The 19,474-nt window shown below is 63.5% G+C and carries 13 protein-coding genes; 3 read left to right on the top strand and 10 right to left on the bottom strand.

The window, feature by feature from the left end; translation table 11 throughout:
* Nucleotides 1–14 precede the first annotated feature (14 nt).
* On the bottom strand, nt 15–1,601 hold the full coding sequence (locus ACQKPS_RS25015) for an EAL domain-containing protein (RefSeq protein WP_427605869.1): 1,587 nt from the start codon (nt 1,599–1,601) through the stop codon (nt 15–17).
* Between the two features lie 301 nt (nt 1,602–1,902).
* Between ACQKPS_RS25015 and hppD the strand changes: the two genes are divergently transcribed.
* On the top strand, nt 1,903–2,979 hold the full coding sequence (hppD, locus tag ACQKPS_RS25010) for a 4-hydroxyphenylpyruvate dioxygenase (RefSeq protein ID WP_254485232.1): 1,077 nt from the start codon (nt 1,903–1,905) through the stop codon (nt 2,977–2,979).
* Nucleotides 2,980–2,995: 16 nt separating this feature from the next.
* On the opposite strand, the gene ACQKPS_RS25005 is transcribed toward hppD, so the two are convergent.
* Nucleotides 2,996–3,802, bottom strand: coding sequence for a CSS-motif domain-containing protein (locus tag ACQKPS_RS25005; RefSeq protein WP_427605867.1), 807 nt, complete (start codon nt 3,800–3,802; stop codon nt 2,996–2,998).
* Between the two features lie 131 nt (nt 3,803–3,933).
* Entirely contained in the window at nt 3,934–4,620 is a 687-nt protein-coding gene (locus tag ACQKPS_RS25000) for a type 1 glutamine amidotransferase domain-containing protein (RefSeq protein ID WP_254485234.1), read from the bottom strand.
* A 267-nt stretch (nt 4,621–4,887) separates the two neighbouring features.
* Here ACQKPS_RS25000 and ACQKPS_RS24995 point away from each other — a divergent pair, with 267 nt between their 5' ends.
* Nucleotides 4,888–6,912: a response regulator gene (locus tag ACQKPS_RS24995; RefSeq protein WP_427605881.1), complete on the top strand. Its 2,025-nt coding sequence runs from the start codon at nt 4,888–4,890 to the stop codon at nt 6,910–6,912.
* Nucleotides 6,913–6,928: 16 nt separating this feature from the next.
* Here the strand turns inward: ACQKPS_RS24995 and ACQKPS_RS24990 are convergent, their stop codons facing one another.
* The 4 genes from ACQKPS_RS24990 to mexE all read right to left on the bottom strand — a co-directional run bounded on the left by ACQKPS_RS24990 (nt 6,929) and on the right by mexE (nt 13,999).
* Nucleotides 6,929–7,984 (bottom strand): tetratricopeptide repeat protein, encoded by a 1,056-nt coding sequence (locus ACQKPS_RS24990; protein WP_283724491.1) that lies wholly within the window; start codon nt 7,982–7,984, stop codon nt 6,929–6,931.
* Nucleotides 7,985–8,150: 166 nt separating this feature from the next.
* Nucleotides 8,151–9,569: an efflux transporter outer membrane subunit gene (locus ACQKPS_RS24985; protein ID WP_283724492.1), complete on the bottom strand. Its 1,419-nt coding sequence runs from the start codon at nt 9,567–9,569 to the stop codon at nt 8,151–8,153.
* The gene (locus ACQKPS_RS24980) at nt 9,566–12,745 is read right to left on the bottom strand and encodes an efflux RND transporter permease subunit (RefSeq protein ID WP_427605864.1); all 3,180 of its coding nucleotides are present in this window, start codon (nt 12,743–12,745) and stop codon (nt 9,566–9,568) included. Before ACQKPS_RS24980 ends, ACQKPS_RS24985 begins: the two co-directional genes overlap by 4 nt.
* A gap of 12 nt (nt 12,746–12,757) precedes the next feature.
* Entirely contained in the window at nt 12,758–13,999 is a 1,242-nt protein-coding gene (gene mexE / locus ACQKPS_RS24975) for a multidrug efflux RND transporter periplasmic adaptor subunit MexE (RefSeq protein WP_176510036.1), read from the bottom strand.
* A 353-nt stretch (nt 14,000–14,352) separates the two neighbouring features.
* Here mexE and ACQKPS_RS24970 point away from each other — a divergent pair, with 353 nt between their 5' ends.
* The gene (locus ACQKPS_RS24970) at nt 14,353–15,477 is read left to right on the top strand and encodes an MFS transporter (RefSeq protein WP_254485561.1); all 1,125 of its coding nucleotides are present in this window, start codon (nt 14,353–14,355) and stop codon (nt 15,475–15,477) included.
* A 32-nt stretch (nt 15,478–15,509) separates the two neighbouring features.
* On the opposite strand, the gene ACQKPS_RS24965 is transcribed toward ACQKPS_RS24970, so the two are convergent.
* Genes ACQKPS_RS24965 through tcuA form a run of 3 tightly spaced genes read right to left on the bottom strand, consistent with a single transcriptional unit; the run spans nt 15,510 to nt 19,426 of the window.
* The gene (locus ACQKPS_RS24965; RefSeq protein WP_427605861.1) at nt 15,510–16,802 is read right to left on the bottom strand and encodes an MFS transporter; all 1,293 of its coding nucleotides are present in this window, start codon (nt 16,800–16,802) and stop codon (nt 15,510–15,512) included.
* A gap of 37 nt (nt 16,803–16,839) precedes the next feature.
* Nucleotides 16,840–17,994, bottom strand: coding sequence for a tricarballylate utilization 4Fe-4S protein TcuB (gene tcuB / locus ACQKPS_RS24960; protein WP_427605859.1), 1,155 nt, complete (start codon nt 17,992–17,994; stop codon nt 16,840–16,842).
* Nucleotides 17,981–19,426 carry an FAD-dependent tricarballylate dehydrogenase TcuA gene (gene tcuA / locus ACQKPS_RS24955; protein ID WP_427605857.1) on the bottom strand — a complete coding sequence of 482 codons (1,446 nt, stop codon included), beginning with the start codon at nt 19,424–19,426 and terminating at the stop codon, nt 17,981–17,983. The genes tcuB and tcuA overlap by 14 nt, the downstream gene beginning before the upstream one ends.
* Between the last annotated feature and the right edge of the window lie 48 nt (nt 19,427–19,474).

The following is a 19,474-nucleotide window of genomic DNA, read 5'->3' as shown; positions in this document are numbered from 1 at the left end:
AGTGAGCGGGTGGATCAGCCGCGCATGATCTCAGGGGGCGCGTCCTGCGGCAACCGCGCAACAGCCGGGTGGCTGGCGAGTGCCTTGAGGAAGTCGGTCGCCGGCATCGGTCGGGCAAACAGATAGCCTTGCTGGAAATCCACCCCGCTGCGTGCCAGGTAGTCACGCTGGACATCGGTTTCCACGCCTTCGGCCACGATGCCCAGGCCCAGCTTGGCGGACAGCTCGATGATGCTGTCGAGGATGTGCTGCGACAACGCGTCGCCACCGATCATGGCCACGAAACTCTGGTCGATCTTCAGGTAATCGACCTTGAACTGGCGCAGGTAATTGAGGCTCGACTGGCCGGTACCGAAGTCATCGAGGGCGATCATCACCCCCATGTCATGCAGCTTGGCGAACAGTTCGAGGGCTACCGGAGTGGCTTCAAGCAGCTTGCGCTCGGTCAGCTCCAGGGTCAGCCGGACCCGCCCTGGGGGAAAATGCTGGAGGAAGGTGCGGCAATCGTCGAGCAGGCTCAGGTCGCGGCAGTGGTCGGCGGTAATGTTGATGCCGATGTGGAAACCGTCCTCCAACAGCGCAGTGTAGGGCGCAAGACTTTGCGCAGTGTGCAGCATCAGGGCCCGGGTCATGGCGACGATCTGGCCGCTGTGTTCGGCGTAGGGGATGAACAGGTCCGGACGCACCAGGCCCTCACGGGGATGGTTCCAGCGCATCAGCACTTCAGCCCCGACCCAGCGGTAGTCGCCCCTGCGCACCACCGGTTGGAAGTACGGCAGAAACTCGTCCGCCTCCAGGGCCCGGCGCAGCTCGGCGCGCGGCGAACTGGCCCGGCGAATCTGCCAGCGGCAAGCGCAACCGGCCACCCCGCCGAGCACCAGCAGCAGTGTGAGCAGGCCGGGGTAGTGGCTGCGCAGCACCTCACCTTGTTTGCCGGCTGCGTAGCCGCCATGCACGCTGAACGGGTAGCGGGTCGAGCCGAGCGTCACATCGGCGGCGGCGGCTGCCGGTGGCACGCCATCATGCACCACACCGTCCTTGCCCATCCAGGCCTTGCCGACGCGGATCTGCAGGGCTTCTTCCGGGCCAATCAGGCGCAAGGCGGTGAGCAGGTGGTCGCCATCCACGGTGGTGATCGCTCCGCGGTCGCCATCACTGACGCGATAAACCAGCAGGGGATGGCCAGGCGTTACCGAATTGCCATCCATCAGCCATAGCCGGCCATGGGTGTAGTCATTGGCCTCGACCTCTTCGTCGTAGTCACCGAACAGCGAACTGCAGTACAGGTTATGGTGCTGGAACAGATTGGTCGAACGCACGAAGGCATTGCGCGTGACCTGGCTACGCAAGGCCAGCTGGGCATCTGCGCAGGGGGTGCCAGCCAGTGGCAGCAGGGCCTGCGCGGCATTGGCCAGGTTGTCTAGAATGTGCTCGACATGCTCGATCACCTGGCGTGTTGTCGCCTCGCTGCTGGCGCGCAATTCGCGCTCGATCTGCCAGTTCATTACCGCCAGGCCGCAGACAAGCGGCACCACGCCGACAGCCAAGGGCAGCAGCGTGCGCCAGCTCCAGCGAGCGGGGCGTTTGACGGTGAGGGGCATGCTGGGGTGATCTTCCTGATGACTGACCTGATGAGGATAGCCGTTTGTCGGCGCAGGTGGCGAACTAAAGCGCGACAAAGCAATTTACGCACTGTAGAATCGGTTTACGAATACAACAATAAGGTCCTTCGTTATTGAAGGGTCAACCTCGCCGAGAATGGGTCCCTATGACATACCATGGGTTCAAGCTGATCATTGGAGGCTTCCTCGCCCGCAGCGTGCGCGGTATCCCATGCTCTCCGCCATTGCCGTTCCACATCCTACGCATTCATTAATTTTCGCTGCAGATGAGGGTACGAACATGGCTGATATCTTTGACAATCCAATGGGCCTGATGGGCTTTGAATTCATCGAGCTGGCTTCGCCGACGCCAGGCGTGCTGGAGCCGGTGTTCCAGATGCTCGGCTTCACCAAGGTGGCCACTCACCGCTCCAAGGACGTGCACCTGTATCGCCAGGGTGGCATCAACCTTATCCTCAACAATGAGCCAAAGAGCATCGCCTCTTACTTTGCCGCCGAGCATGGCCCGTCGGTATGCGGCATGGCGTTCCGTGTGCGTAACGCGCATGAAGCCTACGCCCGGGCCCTGGAGCTGGGCGCACAGCCAGTCGAGATCGAAACCGGTCCGATGGAACTGCGTCTTCCGGCGATCAAGGGCATCGGTGGGGCACCGCTGTACCTGATCGACCGTTTCGATGAAGGCAGCTCGATCTACGATATCGACTTCAACTTCATCGAAGGTGTTGATCGCAACCCGGCGGGAGCAGGCCTGAAGATCATCGATCACCTCACCCATAACGTCTATCGCGGGCGCATGGCCTACTGGGCCGGCTTCTACGAGAAGCTGTTCAACTTCCGCGAGATCCGCTATTTCGATATCAAGGGCGAATACACCGGCCTGACCTCCAAGGCCATGACTGCGCCTGACGGTATGATCCGCATCCCGCTTAATGAAGAGTCATCCAAGGGGGCAGGGCAGATCGAAGAGTTCCTGATGCAATTCAACGGTGAGGGCATCCAGCATGTAGCCTTCCTCACCGATGACCTGCTCAAGACCTGGGATGCACTCAAGGGCTTTGGCATGCGTTTCATGACCGCACCGCCGCAGACCTATTACGAGATGCTCGAAGAACGCCTGCCAGGGCATGGCGAGCCAGTCGATCAGCTGCAGGCCCGTGGCATCTTGCTGGATGGCGCTTCCGAGCCGGGTGACAAGCGCCTGCTGCTGCAGATTTTCTCGGAAACCTTGCTTGGCCCTGTGTTCTTCGAGTTCATCCAGCGTAAAGGGGATGACGGTTTCGGTGAAGGCAACTTCAAAGCCCTCTTCGAGTCCATCGAGCGTGACCAGGTCCGTCGCGGCGTGCTCAATGCCGAATGAGTGAATTGTGGCGCCGTCAGCCTTTGCTGGCGGCGCTACGAACACGCTGGCGACGTTGCCTGAACAGCCCCCAGTACGTGATCGAGCCGGTAATGACCCCGATCAGCGCCAATATAGGGAAAAGCTGTTTCAATGTCTGGTGTGTCTGGTGTGCCGCATAGCCTTGGGCATAGCCCGCCTTGACGGTATAGCCATACTTGCTCGAGACATCCTCCTGGAAAAACTCGTCCTGTGACGGGCGCGCTGAATCTCGGCTATCGCCGTCGGCCCAGATGTAAAATTCACCGAATTCGAGCAATAACGTCAGCCCCGTCTGAAATGCCCGCAACTCATTGCGCAGCAACATGCCATAGGATGTGGCAATGACCCCCGTTTTTTTTCCGCTGAGCTGATAGGCGAGCAAAACTGCATTGGGTGTTGCTGGCGTATCGAGCACCAGACGAAATTGTGTTCGAGCGTCTGGGAACATGTCGTCGATTGGGAACGGCGTCTTCAAGGTGTTGCAATAGGTGCGGCCATCAATGGTCAACGCCAGCGAGCGCAGGTGCGGTGCTTTGGTAACCTGATCGACTAATTGTGGCTGGGCACTTTCGCAGGCAGCTCCTGCCAACTTCATTGCAGCAGACGCGGAAGCGTGTATGCGATCCAGTGCCAGATCCACGGAATAGATCGCTTCCTTGACAGAGATTCGTGCGGTTTCTTCAAGCTTCTTGTCCTGCTGATAAATCATGACCATCAGCCCGGTGCCGACCGGTAGCAGGCTGATTGCCAAGGTCAGTAACAGTTCTATCAAACCCTGCCCTGCAGTTTTTATTCTCGACATGAATGTTCGGCCCCCATTTTCCAAGCTGCCCGAGATGGCCAGCCCGATGAAGAGCCTATGAATCAATGATTACGCCCGCTGTAGTCCAAAGCCATAGTTGCCTAGCGAACCTGGCTGCTGAGGTGTAGTACTCATTTCGACTGCAGCGCAGCGATGACCTTTTCGGCGAGCAAGCCCGTCGAGGCGGGGTTCTGCCCGGTGATAAGCCGGTCGTCGGCCACCACGAATGGCCTCCATGGGTCGTCGTCCTTGCTGTAGTTGCCGCCCCGCGCAACCAGTTCGTTCTCGGTGAGAAAGGGCACCACCTTGTCCAGCTCTGCCAGTTTTTCTTCGATATTGGAAAACCCGGTGACCTGCCGGTCCTTGAGCAGCAGGCTGTTGTCGCTGAGCTTGATGTTCAACAGGCCGACCACGCCGTGACAGACGGCGGCAACAACGCCGTTGTTTTCATAGATGCTGCGTGCCAGCTCCTGCAATGGCTGGTTGTCGGGGAAGTCGTACATCACGCCGTGGCCGCCCGTGTAATAGATGGCGCAGTAATCGCTTGCGCTGACCTCGCCCGGGCTTGACGTTGCACCCAGACGGTTCATGAACGACTTGTCGTCATACCATTGCCAGTCCAGCTCCGGAGCCATTTGCAGGCTATGCGGGTCGATTGGCACATAGCCGCCATTCGGGCTCACGTAGTCGACTTGATATCCGGCTTTCAGCGCGACCTCGACAAAATGCACGGCTTCCCCCAGCCATAGGCCTGTGGCCCGTTTCAAGGTCGGGTATTTGGCCGTGTTAGTGAGCACTACCAGAATCTTCTTGCTCATCACCTCGCTCCCTGGTCTGTCGTTGTAGGGCAATGGGTTCAGTGGCGCGGGGAAAACCTGTTAAGCATAGCTTCCGTTTGCCAAGGCGCTATTTCGGTAATGGCTCTATGCTAGTGGTCGATGCCTGGACGACACGGTGGATGTGCAGCTATTGCAGTGGCAAATCGCCGGGCAGATGATGCGCAAACGGAACCTTCATCCCAACGCAACGGTGGAATCACGACAGTGCTGGTAAATGACACACCGCGCAAACCTTCAGCGCAAGGCATGGAGCTCGCCACGCAGCCGGCAACGGCAGCGGGCATGGCTGATCAGGTCACGCGGTTCGACTGGCGTTACAGCGCGCTCGGGCCGCTGCCGCATTGGCAGGCTCCTTTGCGCATTGCCGTCGACATGATGGTGCTTTCGCCGTTTCCCTGCGCGGTGGTCTGGGGCGCCGGGATGAGCGTGATTCACAATGATGCTTACGCGAATGTGCTCGAATGTGACGGTCATGCCCTGGGGCAGGCGTTCGACAGGCTGTGGGCAAAAGCCTGGAAGGTCATCGGCCCTTGCGTGTTCCAGGTGCTTGAAGGTGGCTCGATCTTTGGTGAAGACCAGCCGCTATGGCTGACGAACAAGCAAACGGGCAACAAAGCCTGCTATATCTTCAGCTATACCCCGTTACGCGATGAACAACACGAAGTGGTCGGGTTCCTGCATACGGTGATCGAAACCAGCGCCAGCGTCGACGCGCATGACCAATGGCGCGAGCAGGCGTTGGCGTTCGAGCACAAGATCCAGTCCGTCATGGCCGATCGTGATCACATCTGGCAACTGTCTCGCGATGCGATGATCGTCGTGACCCCGGACCTGCGGCTGCAAGCGGCCAACCCGACCTTGCAGCGCGCGCTGGGCTGGACTGAAGAAGAGGTGGCCGGTAAGCCGATTCTGGAACTGATTCATCCTGCGGACAGAGCCGAAGTGGAGGTCGCAGTGATGGAGTTCGTCAACGACCGCGGGCTTGAGCAGCTCGAGACGCGCTTGCGCCATAAGGACGGGCACTACCGGTTGTTCCGCTGGACGGCGAGTTTCGACGGCACGCTGCTGACGGCCGTAGGGCGAGACATCTCGCAGGAACATGAAGATATCTTGCGCCACTCCGATACCCTTTTACGGGCAACCCAGCGGCTGGACGCGGTCAGCCATCTGGCTGGAGGCATGGCCCATGAAATGAACAACCTGCTGTCGGGTATTGGCGGCAGCCTGGAGTTGTTGCAACGACGCATGGATCAAGGACGCCTGGAGCAGATTGACCGTTATGTGACCCTGGCCAGCGATTCGGTACAGCGCGCCATGAAGCTCACACACCGTCTGCTGGCGTTCTCGCGCCATCAGCCGCTGTCACCCAGGCCGCTGGACATCAATCGCCAGCTGGCCGCCATGGAACCGCTGTTGCTTCAGGTGCTGGGCACTGAAATGCGACTGGGCTGGGAGCTGGATGTACAACCCTGGACCGTCTGCCTGGATGTTGCACAGCTGGAAACCGCCGTGGTGAACCTGTTCGCCAACGCCCGCGAGGCGTGCCTTGGCCGTGGCGTGGTGACGTTGCGTACGATCAACAAGCGCCTGGAAGGGCCGTTTCCCGACGACCAAGGTGTTCCGCCTGGTGACTATGTCGCCTTGTATGTCATGGACGATGGCCATGGTATGCCTGAAGTGGATCTGGCTCGGGCATTCGAGCCGTTCTTCACCACCAAACCCATGGGCCACGGCGCCGGGTTGGGCCTGGCGATGGTGTATGGCTTCGTTGGCCAGTCGGGTGGCCACGTGTGGCTCGAGTCAGCACCTGACCAGGGTTTCAAGGTCTGTATGTTGTTCCCGCGATGCTTTGAGCACATGGCGCAGGAGCCCCCGCAGCCGGTACCGGCTTTAACCCGGGCCAGTGGCCAACGGGTGCTGCTGGTAGATGATGAAGAAAACCTGCGTTCGGTGATGAAGGAGTATCTGCAGGAGCGGGGTTTCGACGTGTGCGATGCGAAGGATGCGAATTCGGCGCTTGACCGCTTCCGCCACCACGGCCCATTCGACCTGGTCATCACCGACATCGGCCTGCCCGGAGGGTTCAGTGGGCGGCAGGTCGCCAGGGCGATGCGCATGCTTGTGCCAGAGCAGAAAATTCTGTTCATAACCGGGTTCAATGACCAACCGCTGGACCCGCAACTGTCCGAGGCGCCAGGCACGGCGCTGATGCTCAAGCCGTTCGCGTTGGCCAGCCTGATGAACCAGGCCCTGCTGATGCTGAGCGACTGAACCGGTCCAGTGCAAGTCACAGGCCCTGTTGCAGGAAGGGATCGTCCGGGTTCTGCCGCTCCAGTTCAGCCAGCAAGACCTGGACATTCTGCAACTGGCCGGACGCTTTCCAGTACTGGATCAGCAGCACCCGCGCCTTGCGGTTGGCTGGCTGGCGGCTGAGCAGGGTTTCCAGTTGTTTTTGCGCAGCATCGGACTGGTCCAGCTCATGCAGGGTGACCGCCAGGGTGTAGCGATAGTCGGCATTCTCCGGCTCCAGTTCCACTGCGCGGGACAAGGCGAGCAGGGCGTATTCACGCTGATCGTGGCGGATCAGCCAGAGCCCCAGTTCGTATTGCAGGAACGCCGAGTCCGGACGCAGCGCCAGGGCCTTGGCCAGCACCTGGCGGGATTGCTCGTGATGGCCCTGGCGCTCCAGAAGGCGCACTTGGGTGGCCAGGGCGTCGAGGCCTTCCGGGGCCACCGCGAGGCTGCGCTGCAGGGCAGCGGCGGCCTGATCGTAGTCGTTCTCGTGTAAGTACAGGCGCGCCAGGTGCACTTGGGCCTCGGCGTCGTCGGGTTGTTGTTCCAGGGCTTGCTGGTATTGCTCCAGTGCGGTCTGCAACGGGCCGAAGTACAGGCCGATGGCATCAGGGTCGAGACCGAGCAATGCATCCACGGCGGCGAAGCGCACGCTCTGCTCGTCATCGTCCAGCAATGGCCCCAGCACCAGGCTGCGCTGAGAGGGCGGCAGCAGCTTGCGGATGCTGGCAATGGCTGCGCGACGCACCAGCGGATCCTCGTTTTCCAGGTCCAGGCTGGCCAGCTTGAGTGCCTGTGGCGAGGGGTAGTTGGGTAATTCGGCATACAGCGCGGCGCGGCGTATCGGTGTCAGGTCATCGCGTTGCAGCTGTTGGTACAGCACCCGCGCGGCACCTGGCAGGCCGTCATGGGCCTGGCGCAACGCCTTGCCGTAGCTGTGCGGTGGCAGCACCGGTGGCGCGGGCTTGTCGTCCCGGCGCAGGAAAACGATGGCGAGCGACACCAGGATCAGCAACAACACGGCGATCAGGTAGCGGTGGCGTCTGGGCATCGTACGCAGCGGTCCATGGCGGTGGGAAGGCAGAGCTTGGGGCAGAATGCCCCGGGCTGCAAGCGAACGGGGCGCCAGCGGCCCATAAAAAAGCCCCGCGGACCAAGGCCGGCGGGGCAAACGGTTGGGGGAGGAACCAACCAAAGGAGTCGTTGCAAACAGAAGATCAGCGGGCGCTGGCGACGGTTTCCGGCTGCCAGCCACCGCCGAGGGCCTTGTAGATCGAGACGATGCCGCGATACAGCTCGACTTCACCCTGGGCCTGGGCGTCTTCGGCGCTCAGGCGTTCGCGTTCGGCATCGAGCAGCACCAGGTAGTCCACCGTGCCCTCGCGGTAACGCACCGAGGCGAGGTCGGCTGCCTTGCGGCTGGCCTCGCTCTGTCGGATCAGCGACAGCAGCCGCTGCTGGGTCTTGTCGTAGTCGCTGAAGGCGTTGGCTGACTCTTCCAGGGCCAGCAGCACCTGCTGTTCATAATTGGCCAGGGCGCCTTCGGCGTCAGCCTTGGCCCCGCGCAGGCGGGCCCGCACGCTGCCCAGGTCGAAGGCGGCCCAGGTGATGCTCGGCCCCAGCGACCAGGCATTGGCGGCCGAGGAGCCGATCTGCGAACCACGGGCGGCGGTAAAGCCGAGGAAGCCGCTGAGGCTTACCCGCGGGAACAGGTCGGCAGTGGCGACGCCGACATTGGCGGTGGCGGCGGCCAGCTGGCGTTCGGCGCTGCGGATATCCGGGCGGCGGCGCAGCAACTCGCCCGGGTCACCCACCGGCAAGGCCTTGGCGATGGCCGGCAAGGCTTTGGGCGACAGGTCGACGCTCAGTGCGTCCGGGCGCTGACCGAGCAGGGTGGCGATGCGGTGCCGCGCCCGGGCCTGTTCGGCCTGCAACTGCGGCACGGTGGCTTCGACACCCGCCAGGCGGGCATCGGCACGGACGACGTCGAGGTCGTTGCCAACCCCGGCGTCGCGCAGGGTCACAGTGATACTGCGAGACTCCTGCTGGGTCTTGAGGTTGGCCATGGCGATCTTTTCGCGCAGTTGCGCCCCGCGCAGCTGGCCATAGGCGTCCACCAGTTCGGCGATCAGGCTCACCTGCAGCTGTTGCAGGTCGGCCTGGGCCGCTGCTTCCTGGGCTTCGCTGGCCTCGATCTGGCGCTGGATGCGGCCGAACAGGTCAAGCTCCCAGGCCATGTCCAGGCCGAGGTCGTAGCGTTCCTGATTGACCCGCTGGGTAGTCTGGCCGGGAACCTGGCCCTTGCCGATCTCGCTGCTGGCGCGGCTGGTGACCACCGGGAACTGGTCGTTGGCGGCGTCATCACGAATCGCTCGTGCCGACTTCAGCCGGGCGAAGGCCACGCGCAGGTCACGGTTGCCGTCCAGCGATGCCTGCACCAGCTGGTTCAGCACCGGGTCGTCGAACTGCTTCCACCACACGCTTTCGAAGCGGCTGCGGTCGAAGGCCTTGGCCTGCACATCCGTGCTGTCGAACTGCGCAGCTTCGGTGTCCGGGGCCTTGTAGTCCGGGCCGACCGCGCAGGCTGCCAGGGCCAGCGCCAGCAGGCTCGGGGTCAGGGGTTTGAGCAGGTTCATGCATGGTTCTCCAGCACGGGTGCGTGTTCGGCCTTGCGGGCCTGGCGACGCTCGACGAAACGGCGGATCAGGAAGAAGAACACCGGGGTCAGGAACAGGCCGAACACGGTCACGCCGATCATCCCCGAGAACACCGCCACACCCATGGCATGGCGCATTTCCGAGCCGGCACCGGAGCTGAACACCAGCGGCACCACGCCCATGATGAAGGCGATCGAAGTCATCAGGATCGGCCGCAGGCGCAGGCGGCAGGCTTCCAGCACCGCAGCCAGCGGGTCGAGGCCTTTGGCCTGTTCATCCTTGGCGAACTCGACGATCAGAATCGCGTTCTTGCACGCCAGGCCCACCAGCACGATCAGGCCGATCTGTGTGAAGATGTTGTTGTCGCCACCCGACACGATAACCCCGGTGATGGCCGACAGCAGGGTCATCGGCACGATCAGGATCACCGCCAGCGGCAGGCTCCAGCTCTCGTACTGGGCGGCCAGCACCAGGAAGGCCAGCAGCACGCACAGCGGGAACACGAACAGCGCGGTATTGCCTGAGAGGATCTGTTGGTAGGTCAGGTCGGTCCATTCGAAGGTCATGCCGTTGGGCAGTTCTTGCTTGAGCAGCTTCTCGATCGCCGCCTCGGCCTGGCCGGAGCTGTAGCCTGGGGCTGCGGCACCGTTGATCTCGGCGGTGATGAAGCCGTTGTAGTGCATCACCCGGTCAGGCCCGGAGGTGTCGCTGACCTTGAGGAAGGTCGCCAGCGGGATCATCTCGCCGAGGTTGTTGCGCACCTTCAACTGGCCGATCTGCTCGGCATCGAGGCGGAACTGCTGCTCGGCCTGGACGTTGACCTGGTAGGTGCGGCCAAAGCGGTTGAAGTCGTTGGTGTACAGCGAGCCCAGGTAGACCTGCAGGGTGTCGAAGATGTCGGTTATCGCCACGCCGTGGGTCTTGGCCTTTTCCCGGTCGATGGCGGCATCGACCTGCGGCACGTTGACCTGGTAGCTGGTGAACAGGCCCGCCAGTTCCGGCACGTTGTGGCTCTTGGCGATGATGTTCTGGGTTTCCTTGTACAGCGCTTCGTAGCCCAGGTTACCGCGGTCCTCGATCTGCAGGCGGAAGCCGCCGATGGTGCCAAGGCCTTGCACGGGCGGTGGCGGGAAGATCGCGATGTAGGCGTCCTGGATGTCGGCGAACTTGGCATTCAGCGCAGCGGCAATCGCCGCAGCCGACTGGCTCGGGTCCTTGCGCTCGTCGAACGGCTTGAGCGGAGTGAACACGATGCCGCTGTTCGGGCTGTTGGTGAAGCCATTGATCGACAGGCCAGGGAAGGCTACCGAATCGGCCACGCCCGGTTGCTCCAGGGCAATTTCGCTCATGCGCTTGATCACCGCCTCGGTACGGTCGAGGCTGGCGGCGTCGGGCAGCTGGGCAAACGCCACCAGGTACTGCTTGTCCTGCGCCGGCACGAAACCGGTCGGCGTGGAGGCGAAGCCCAGGTAGGTCAGGCCCATCAGCCCGGCATAGATGAACAGGGCGATGCCGCTGGAGCGGATGACCCGGCGCACACCGCCGACGTAGCCGTGGCTGGCGCGGTCGAAGAAGCGGTTGAACGGGGCAAACAGCCAGCTGCCCAGCAGCCGCTCGAGGAACCGCGAGAAGCGGTCCTTCGGCGCATGGTGGTCTTTCAGCAGCACGGCAGCCAGCGCTGGCGACAGGGTCAGCGAGTTGAACGCCGAAATCACGGTGGAGATGGCGATGGTCAGCGCGAACTGCTTGTAGAACTGCCCGGTCAGGCCGGAAATGAATGCCGCCGGTACGAACACCGCGCACAGCACCAGCGCCGTGGCGATGATCGGCCCGGTCACTTCGCTCATGGCTTTTTGCGTAGCTTCCAGGGGCTTCAACCCCAGCCCTATGTTGCGTTCGACGTTCTCCACCACGACGATGGCGTCGTCCACCACGATACCGATGGCCAGCACCAGGCCGAACAGCGACAGGGCGTTGAGCGAGAAGCCGAACAGGTGCATCACCGCAAAGGTACCGATCAGCGAGACGGGTACGGCCATCAGCGGGATGATCGAGGCGCGCCAGGTCTGCAGGAACAGGATCACCACCAGCACCACCAGCACCAACGCTTCGAAAAGGGTGTGCACCACGGCTTCGATGGAACCACGGACGAACACGGTCGGGTCATAGACGATGCTGTAGTCCATGCCTTCCGGGAAGTCCTTCTTCAGCTCGGCCATCTTGGCCCGCACTTCGTCGGAGATCTCGATGGCGTTGGAGCCTGGGCGCTGGAAGATCGGGATAGCCACCGCCGGCTGGTTGTTCAGCAGCGAACGCAGGGCGTACTGGCTGGAGCCGAGCTCGACCCGGGCGATGTCCTTCAGGCGTGTGATTTCGCCATCGGCACCGGCGCGGATGATGATGTTCTCGAACTCTTCCTCGTTGACCAGGCGGCCCTGGGTATTGATCGACAGCTGGAAGCTGGTGGAGCCGGGGGCGGGCGGGGCGCCCAACTGGCCGGCGGCGACCTGGCGGTTCTGTTCGCGAATCGCGGCCACCACATCGCTGGCGGTCAGGTTGCGCGACGCGGTCTTGTTCGGGTCGAGCCACACGCGCAGCGAATAGTCGCCCATGCCGAACAGTTGCACGTCACCGACGCCGCCCAGGCGCGCCAGCTCATCCTTGATGTTGAGGATGGCGTAGTTGGACAGGTAGAGCATGTCGTAGCGGTTGTCCGGCGAAGTCAGGTGCACGACCATGGTCAGGTCGGGCGACGCCTTGTCGACGGTGATACCGATCCGGGTCACTTCCTCCGGCAGCTTGGGCTGGGTACGGGTGACGCGGTTCTGCACCTGTACCTGGGCGTTGTCCAGGTCGGTGCCCAGGGCAAAGGTGATGGTCAGGGTCAGTTTGCCGTCGGCAGTGGACTGTGAGGACATGTACAGCATGTTCTCGACACCGGTGATGGCCTGCTCCAGCGGCGCGGCGACGGTTTCGCCGATGACCTTGGGGTTGGCACCGGGGAAGTTGGCGCGCACCACCACGGTCGGCGGTACCACTTCGGGGTATTCGCTGATCGGCAACTGGAACAGCGAGATCGAACCGGCGATCAGCAGCACCAGCGACAGCACCGCGGCGAAGATCGGCCGGGTAATGAAGAATTTCGAAAAGTTCATCGGTGTGGTCCCTTAACCGCGTGGCGCCTGGGCGCTGGCGACTTTTTCGGTGGAGCCGGCCACTTTCGGCGCCGGGTTGCTGGCCTCCAGGGCCTGGCGCTGCTGGGCGAGGGCGGCGAGGGTCTGTTCACTGGCCATCGGTGTTTCCTCCGGGGTCACCGGCGAGCCGGGGCGCACACGCTGCAGGCCCTTGACCACGATGCGGTCGTCCTTGGCCAGGCCGCTACGGACGATGCGCAGGCCTTCGAGCTTCGGCCCCAGTTCCACGGCGCGGTAGGCGGCCTTGTTGTCCTTGTCCATGACCAGCACGAACTTCTTGCCAAGGTCGGTGCCGACCGCTTCGTCGTTGATCAGCACGGCGTCGTACTGGGCGCTGCCGACCAGCTTCAGGCGCGCATACAGGCCCGGGGTGAACTGGCCGTCGCGGTTGTCGAACACGGCGCGGCCGCGGATGGTGCCGGTGCGCGGGTTGACCTGGTTGTCGACGAAGTTCATCTGGCCCAGGTGCGGGTTGCCGGTTTCGTTGGTCAGGCCCAGGTACACCGGGGTGCTCTGGCCGCGCTGGCCTTCGCGCGCCAGCTGGGTGTACTTGAGGTACACGCGCTCGTCGGCGTCGAAGTAGGCATACACCTTGTCGGTGGACACCACGCTGGTCAGTGGCGTGACATCGGCAGTGACAATGTTGCCAGCGGTGAATTCGGCACGGCTGACACGGCCGCTGATCGGCGCGGTGACGCGGGTGAAGCTGAGGTTCAGGCGGGCCAGGTCGAGCTGGGCCTGGATCGCGTCGACCCCGGCGCGGGCTTCGGCAGCGGCGCTGCTGCGCGACTCGGCCAGCTCGGCGGAAATGGCGTTGCTGTCACGCAGGCGCTCGCCACGGCGGGCTTCGTTGGCACTGCGGATGGCGGTGGCCTTGGCCTGTTGCAGCTGGGCTTCGAGGCGGCGCACCTCTGCCTGGAACGGGCGCGGGTCGATCTGGAACAGCAGGTCGCCTTTCTTCACCTGAGCGCCTTCGGTGAACGCCACCAGGTCAATCTGGCCGGAGACCCGTGGCCGCACTTCGACGGTTTCCGGCGCTTCCAGGCGGCCGGTGAACTCGTCCCATTCGTTGATCGGCTGCTCGATGACCTTGGCGACGCTGACCTTGGGCGCGGCGGGAGCCTGCACGGCGTCGGGGGTGCGGCCACAAGCGCTGAGCACCACCACTGCCAGGGCAGCGAGGGGGAAGCGCAAGGGTTTGAGTGAGTGATCCATGGAGAACTCCGCCAATGTATTAGTAGTGGGCGGAGTGTGAGTGTCTTGCGCGCGACGCACGAATCGAATGGAGCGAAGGTTAATATCACGCGCAATGATATGTCTGGATCAATCATCGATGGCGGGCATGTGACGGCGCTTGCGGGTAAGCTCTCTAAAGCCTGTGCCGGCCTCTTCGCGGGTAAACCCGCGCCCACAAGTACTGCACAAGCCATGAAATCTGTACGGACCCTGTGGGAGCGGGTTTACCCGCGAAGAGGCCGGCGCAGACACCCCCGCACAGCAACTGAATAGGCCCCACCTTGCACACCAGCCACCGCCTGCCCGGCCCCCTCGGCATCGTCCTCCTCGGCGTGCTGCAAATCCTGGTCTGGGGCGGCTCGTTCTTCCTCATGGCGGTGATGGCCGACCCGATCAGCCGCGACACCGGCTGGCCCAGCCAATGGGTGTACGGCGCACTGTCCCTGAGCCTGATGGTCTCGGCGTTGCTGGCTCCGTTGTCCAGCCGACTGGTCGCCCGCTACGGCGGCCGCCCGCAAATGGCCGCCAGTGGCGCGGTGGTAGCGGTGGGGCTGCTGGTCATGGCCGCCAGCCACACCCTCGGGCTGTTCCTGCTGGCCTGGGCGGTGATTGGCGTTGGCATGGCCATGGGCTTGTATGAAGCGCTGTTCGCCACCCTCGGCGGGTTGTACGGCGAAGGCGCGGGCAAGGCGATTACGGGTATTACTCTGATTGCCGGTTTCGCCTCGACCCTCTCATGGCCGACCGTGGCCCTGGCCATCGAGCATTTCGGCTGGCGGGCGACCTGCGTGTGCTATGCGCTGGTGCTGATCGTGGTGGTGGCGCCGTTGTACTGGCGAGTGCTGCCTGCGGGTGGGCGGATCAAGGTGCCGGCCAAGGCGCAGGCGCAAGGCGACACAGTCGGCGTGGACCGCCCACTTTACTTGCTGCTGACCAGCATGTTCGCCATCGGCGCGATCATCATGACCGCCATCGCCGTACAGCTGGTGGCCGTGCTGCAGGGGTTGGGGCATTCGCTGCCGGTGGCCATCGGCCTGGCGGCGATGCTCGGGCCCAGCCAGGTAGCTTCGCGGGTGCTGCAGATCCTGGCGGGCAAGCGTCACCCGATCTGGACCGCCCTGGCCTGGGTGAGCCTGGTGCTGGTCGGGTTGCTGATGGTGACCTTTGTGCCGGCCGCCACGGCGGTGGGCTTGCTGGTGTTCGGCTGCGGCAATGGCCTGCGAGCGATAGTACGTGGGTTGCTGCCGCTGGCGATGATGCCGCCGGCGCAATATGTGTTGCTGATGGGGCGCATGTCGCGGCCTTCGCTGATCGGGCAGGCGCTTACGCCCGTGGTGGGTGGTTTTCTGTTTGAGCACTTTGGTTCGATGGGGGTGTTGGTGACCCTGTGCCTGCTGGCGCTGACCAATGTGCTGCTGGTGGGCATGGTGTTGCATCGGGTGCGAACCAGCAGCTGAGGCTGCTGGCTCCACCGGTTGACTGCCGAGGTTCAGCAGCTACGCGCCGCGACTGGCTTGGCTCGACGATACAGCACGGTCGTGGCGGTAAACCCGCACACGGCCGCGAACATCAGCCAGTAGGCCGGCGACGCTTTATCCCCGGTGGCCTGCACCAAGAGCGTCGAGACCGCTGGCGTGAAGCCGCCGAACAGTGCGGTGGCCAGGCTGAAGGCCAGCGAGAAACCGACCACCCGCACGTTCGCCGGCATCACCTCGGTCAGCGCCGCGACCATGGCGCCGTTGTACATCCCGAAGAAGAACGAGAAGTACAGCAACACCGCAAGCAGGCGCTCGAAGCTGGCGGCTTCGGCCAGCCAGTGCATGGCCGGGTAGGCCGTCAGCACGCACAGCAGGGAAATCGCCAACAGCTGCGGGCGCCGGCCGATGCGATCGGAAAGCGCGCCGCCGATGGGCAGCCAGATGAAGTTGCTGACCCCCACCAGCAAGGTAACCACCAGACTGTCGGTAGTGCTCAGTTGCAGCACGGTCTTGCCGAAGGTCGGGGTGTAGACGGTGATCAGGTAGAACGTGGTAGTTGTCATCGCCGCCAGCAGGCCGCCGGCCAGCACCGTGCGCCAGTTGTCGCACATCGAGCGGAACACCTCGGCAGCGCCCGGGTGATGTGCGCGGGCCTTGAACGCGTCGGTCTCTTGCAGCGAGCGGCGGATGATGAAGATGAACGGGATAATCACGCAGCCGATGAAGAACGGAATGCGCCAGCCCCAGGCTGCCACCTCGCTGGTGGCCATGCAGGCATTGAGGGTGTAGCCCAGCGCCGCCGCCACGACGATCGCCACTTGCTGGCTCGCCGACTGCCAGCTGGTGAAGAAGCCGGTGCGCCCCGGCGTGGCAATCTCCGAAAGGTACACGGAAACCCCACCCAGCTCGGCACCGGCGGAAAAGCCCTGCAACAGTCGGCCCAGCAGCACCAGCAGCGGGGCGAGTATGCCAATGCTGGCGTAGCCCGGCACCAAGGCGATCAGCACGGTGCCAGCGGCCATGATCGACAGGGTCACGATCAGCCCTTTACGCCGCCCGACCTTGTCGATGTAGGCCCCCAGCACGATGGCGCCCAACGGGCGCATCAAAAAGCCCGAGCCGAACACAGCGAAGGTCATCATCAGCGAGGCGAACTCGCTGCTGGCAGGGAAGAACGTCTGCGATATGTAGGTGGCGTAGAAACCGAACAGGAAAAAGTCGAACTGTTCGAGGAAGTTGCCGCTGGTCACCCGCAGGATGGCGCCCAGCTTGGCGCCCCTGGTCTGTGTTGTTGTTTTCATCATGGCTACCGTTTTGCTCGCTTTTGTTGTTTTTGAATGTTCAATCGCTACCGGCATTGATCGGGTTGGGCTGGCGTTTCTCGATGGCGTGCTTGAGCAACGCCGCGCTGCGGAAGATGCCGTGGGCGAACTTGCTGTAAGGCATGGTCAGGAAGAACGCCATCACCAGCCCCAGGTGCACGGCCAGCAGCAGGCCAAGGGCGCTGGTCTCGCGCCACGCCAGCAGGGCCAGGCCGCTGGCGCTGACCAGCAACAGCAGGGCGATGAAGCCGCGGTCCATGGGCTTCTGCCCGGCGTCGCCGTGGTTGGGGTTGCGCCGCAGGTTGAGATAGAGCAAGCCGGCGGGGCCTGCCAGCAGGCCGAGACCGCCGGCAATACCCAGCAGAACCGGCAGGCTCAGCACCGGGTAGGGCGCTGCCAGGCCCAGCAGGTAGTGGTAGAGCGTCGCGGTGCCGGTCGCAGCCAGGCACAACAGGAAGCCGTAGAAGGTCAGGTGGTGGAAGCGCCGCCGCCACAGGGTAAAGCGGTCATCGGCGTTGTTGCAGCCTTCGCCGTGGCCACCGTCCAGATACCTGAGCCTGGCCACGCTGGCCGTCGCTTCCAGGGCTGCGGCGGTCTTCAGCCCGGCGCCTGCAGCAGGGGGCGAGACGTCGCGCCAGAACCGGCGCACGCCCAGGCCAAGGGCGATGACCGCAAAGCCGAACACCGCGCCAAACATCAGTGCCAGGGTGTTGTGCGGGAAGATCCCGTAGAAGTTGCCGCCGGGCATTGGCGTGAACAGGTTGCCCATGGCCAGCAGTGTCAGGCACAGGAACAGCGCCAAGCCGAAGCCGCTGGCCAGCGCCAGGGTCAGGCCATTGCGTTGGTACAGTCGGCCCAGGGCACGCGGCCAGGCGTATTCGGCATAGGTGTCGAGGCGCACCTTGGCCATGGCCTTGGGCACGTTGACTTCGAACGCATGGGGGGCGGCGTACTGGCAGGCATGCAGGCAGGCGCCGCAGTTGTGGCACAGGTTGGCCAGGTAGTGGATGTCGGCCTGGGAAAATTCCAGGCGCCGGGTCATCGCCGGGAACACCGCGCAGAACCCTTCGCAGTAGCGGCACGCGTTGCAGATGCTCATCTGCCGTTGCACTTCGCTTTCGTGCACATTCAGCACCGGGATCAGTTGGCTTTGCTGTGGATCAAACAGCTGCATGACGTGCCTCCCGGTTATCGACAAAACCTGCGCTGGCGGCCGCCTGGACACCGGCGATACGGCCGAACGCCGTGCCGATGGCCATGCCGATGCCTGCGGTGTAGCCCTTGCCCAGTACGTTACCGGCCATCATTTCTCCTGCGACGAACAGGTTGGGGCTGGGCTTGCCGGCGAAATGCACCGCAGCGCTTTCGTCGGTCGCCAGGCCCAGGTAGGTGAAGGTGACGCCTGGCTTGAGCGGGTAGGCGTAGAACGGTGGCTTGACCAGCGGGCGGGCCCAATGGGTCTTGGCCGGGGTCAGGCCGACGGTGTGGCAGTTGTCGAGCGCGGTATGGTCGAAGGTGCCGACCTGGCAGGCGCTGTTGAACGCCTCGATGGTCTGGCAGAACGGCGCTTCTGGCAGGCCCAGCTTGCGTGCCAGTTCCGTCAGGGAGTGGGCCGTGGTGCCTGGGAACACCGGTGGCATGAAGCGGCCGATGGCCTGCTGGTCGATGATCGAATAGGCCTGCTGGCCCGGCTGGCCAGCTACCAGGCGGCCCCAGATGGCATAACGCTTGGGCCAGAAGTCTTCGCCCTCGTCATAGAAGCGTTCGCCGTCGCGATTGACCACCACGCCCAGCGACACGCAGTCGATACGGGTGCAGATACCGCCGTCATACAGCGGTGCGCGGGCGTCGATCGCGACCATGTGCGCCTGGGTCGGGTCGCCGATGATATCGGCACCGACTTCGCCCATGCGCTTGAGCAGGATGCCGGTGTTGAAGCGCGTGCCGCGGATCAGGAAGTTGTCCGACGGCCATTCGCCACGGGCATTCTGGCCCCAGGCTTCGCGCAACCACTCGCGGTTGGACTCGAAGCCGCCCGCCGCCAGCACACAGGTTTTGGCCTGGATGCGTTCGGCCGGTAGCTGCTGGCCCTCGACCTCACGGGCGGGGAGGTGAGCGGCGACGAACCTGCCGTCCTGCAGTTCGATATCGCTCACCAGGGCGTTGTAGCGCACCTGCACCCCGAGCCGTTCGGCGCTGCGAAAGTAAGCGTTCACCAACGCCTTGCCGCCGCCCATGAAAAACGCGTTGGTCCGCGCCACATGCAGGGCGCCGGACAGCGGCGGCTGAAAATGCACACCGTGCCTGCGCATCCAGTCACGGCAGCTGGAGGAGGCACGAATGGCAATGCGTGCGAGTTTTTCGTTGGTCAGCCCGCCAGTGACCTTGAGCAGGTCTTGCCAGTACTCCTCTTCGGGGTAGGCGTCGACCAGCACATCCTGGGGCGCGTCGTGCATGCAGCGCAGGTTGCGGGTGTGTTGCGAATTGCCGCCACGCCAGGCCTTTGGCGCGGCTTCCAGCAGCATGACGCTGGCGCCGGCCTCACGGGCCATCAGCGCGGCGCAGAGGGCGGCGTTGCCGCCGCCGATTACAAGAACATCGATCATTTTCGCTCCTCGGTCGCAAGGAGGCATGAACGAAGAGCCCCTTGCGAG

Source organism: Pseudomonas sp. NPDC086566, assembly GCF_050280885.1.
Lineage (GTDB): Bacteria > Pseudomonadota > Gammaproteobacteria > Pseudomonadales > Pseudomonadaceae > Aquipseudomonas > Aquipseudomonas vlassakiae.
This window is presented reverse-complemented; position numbering and strand designations above follow the sequence as displayed.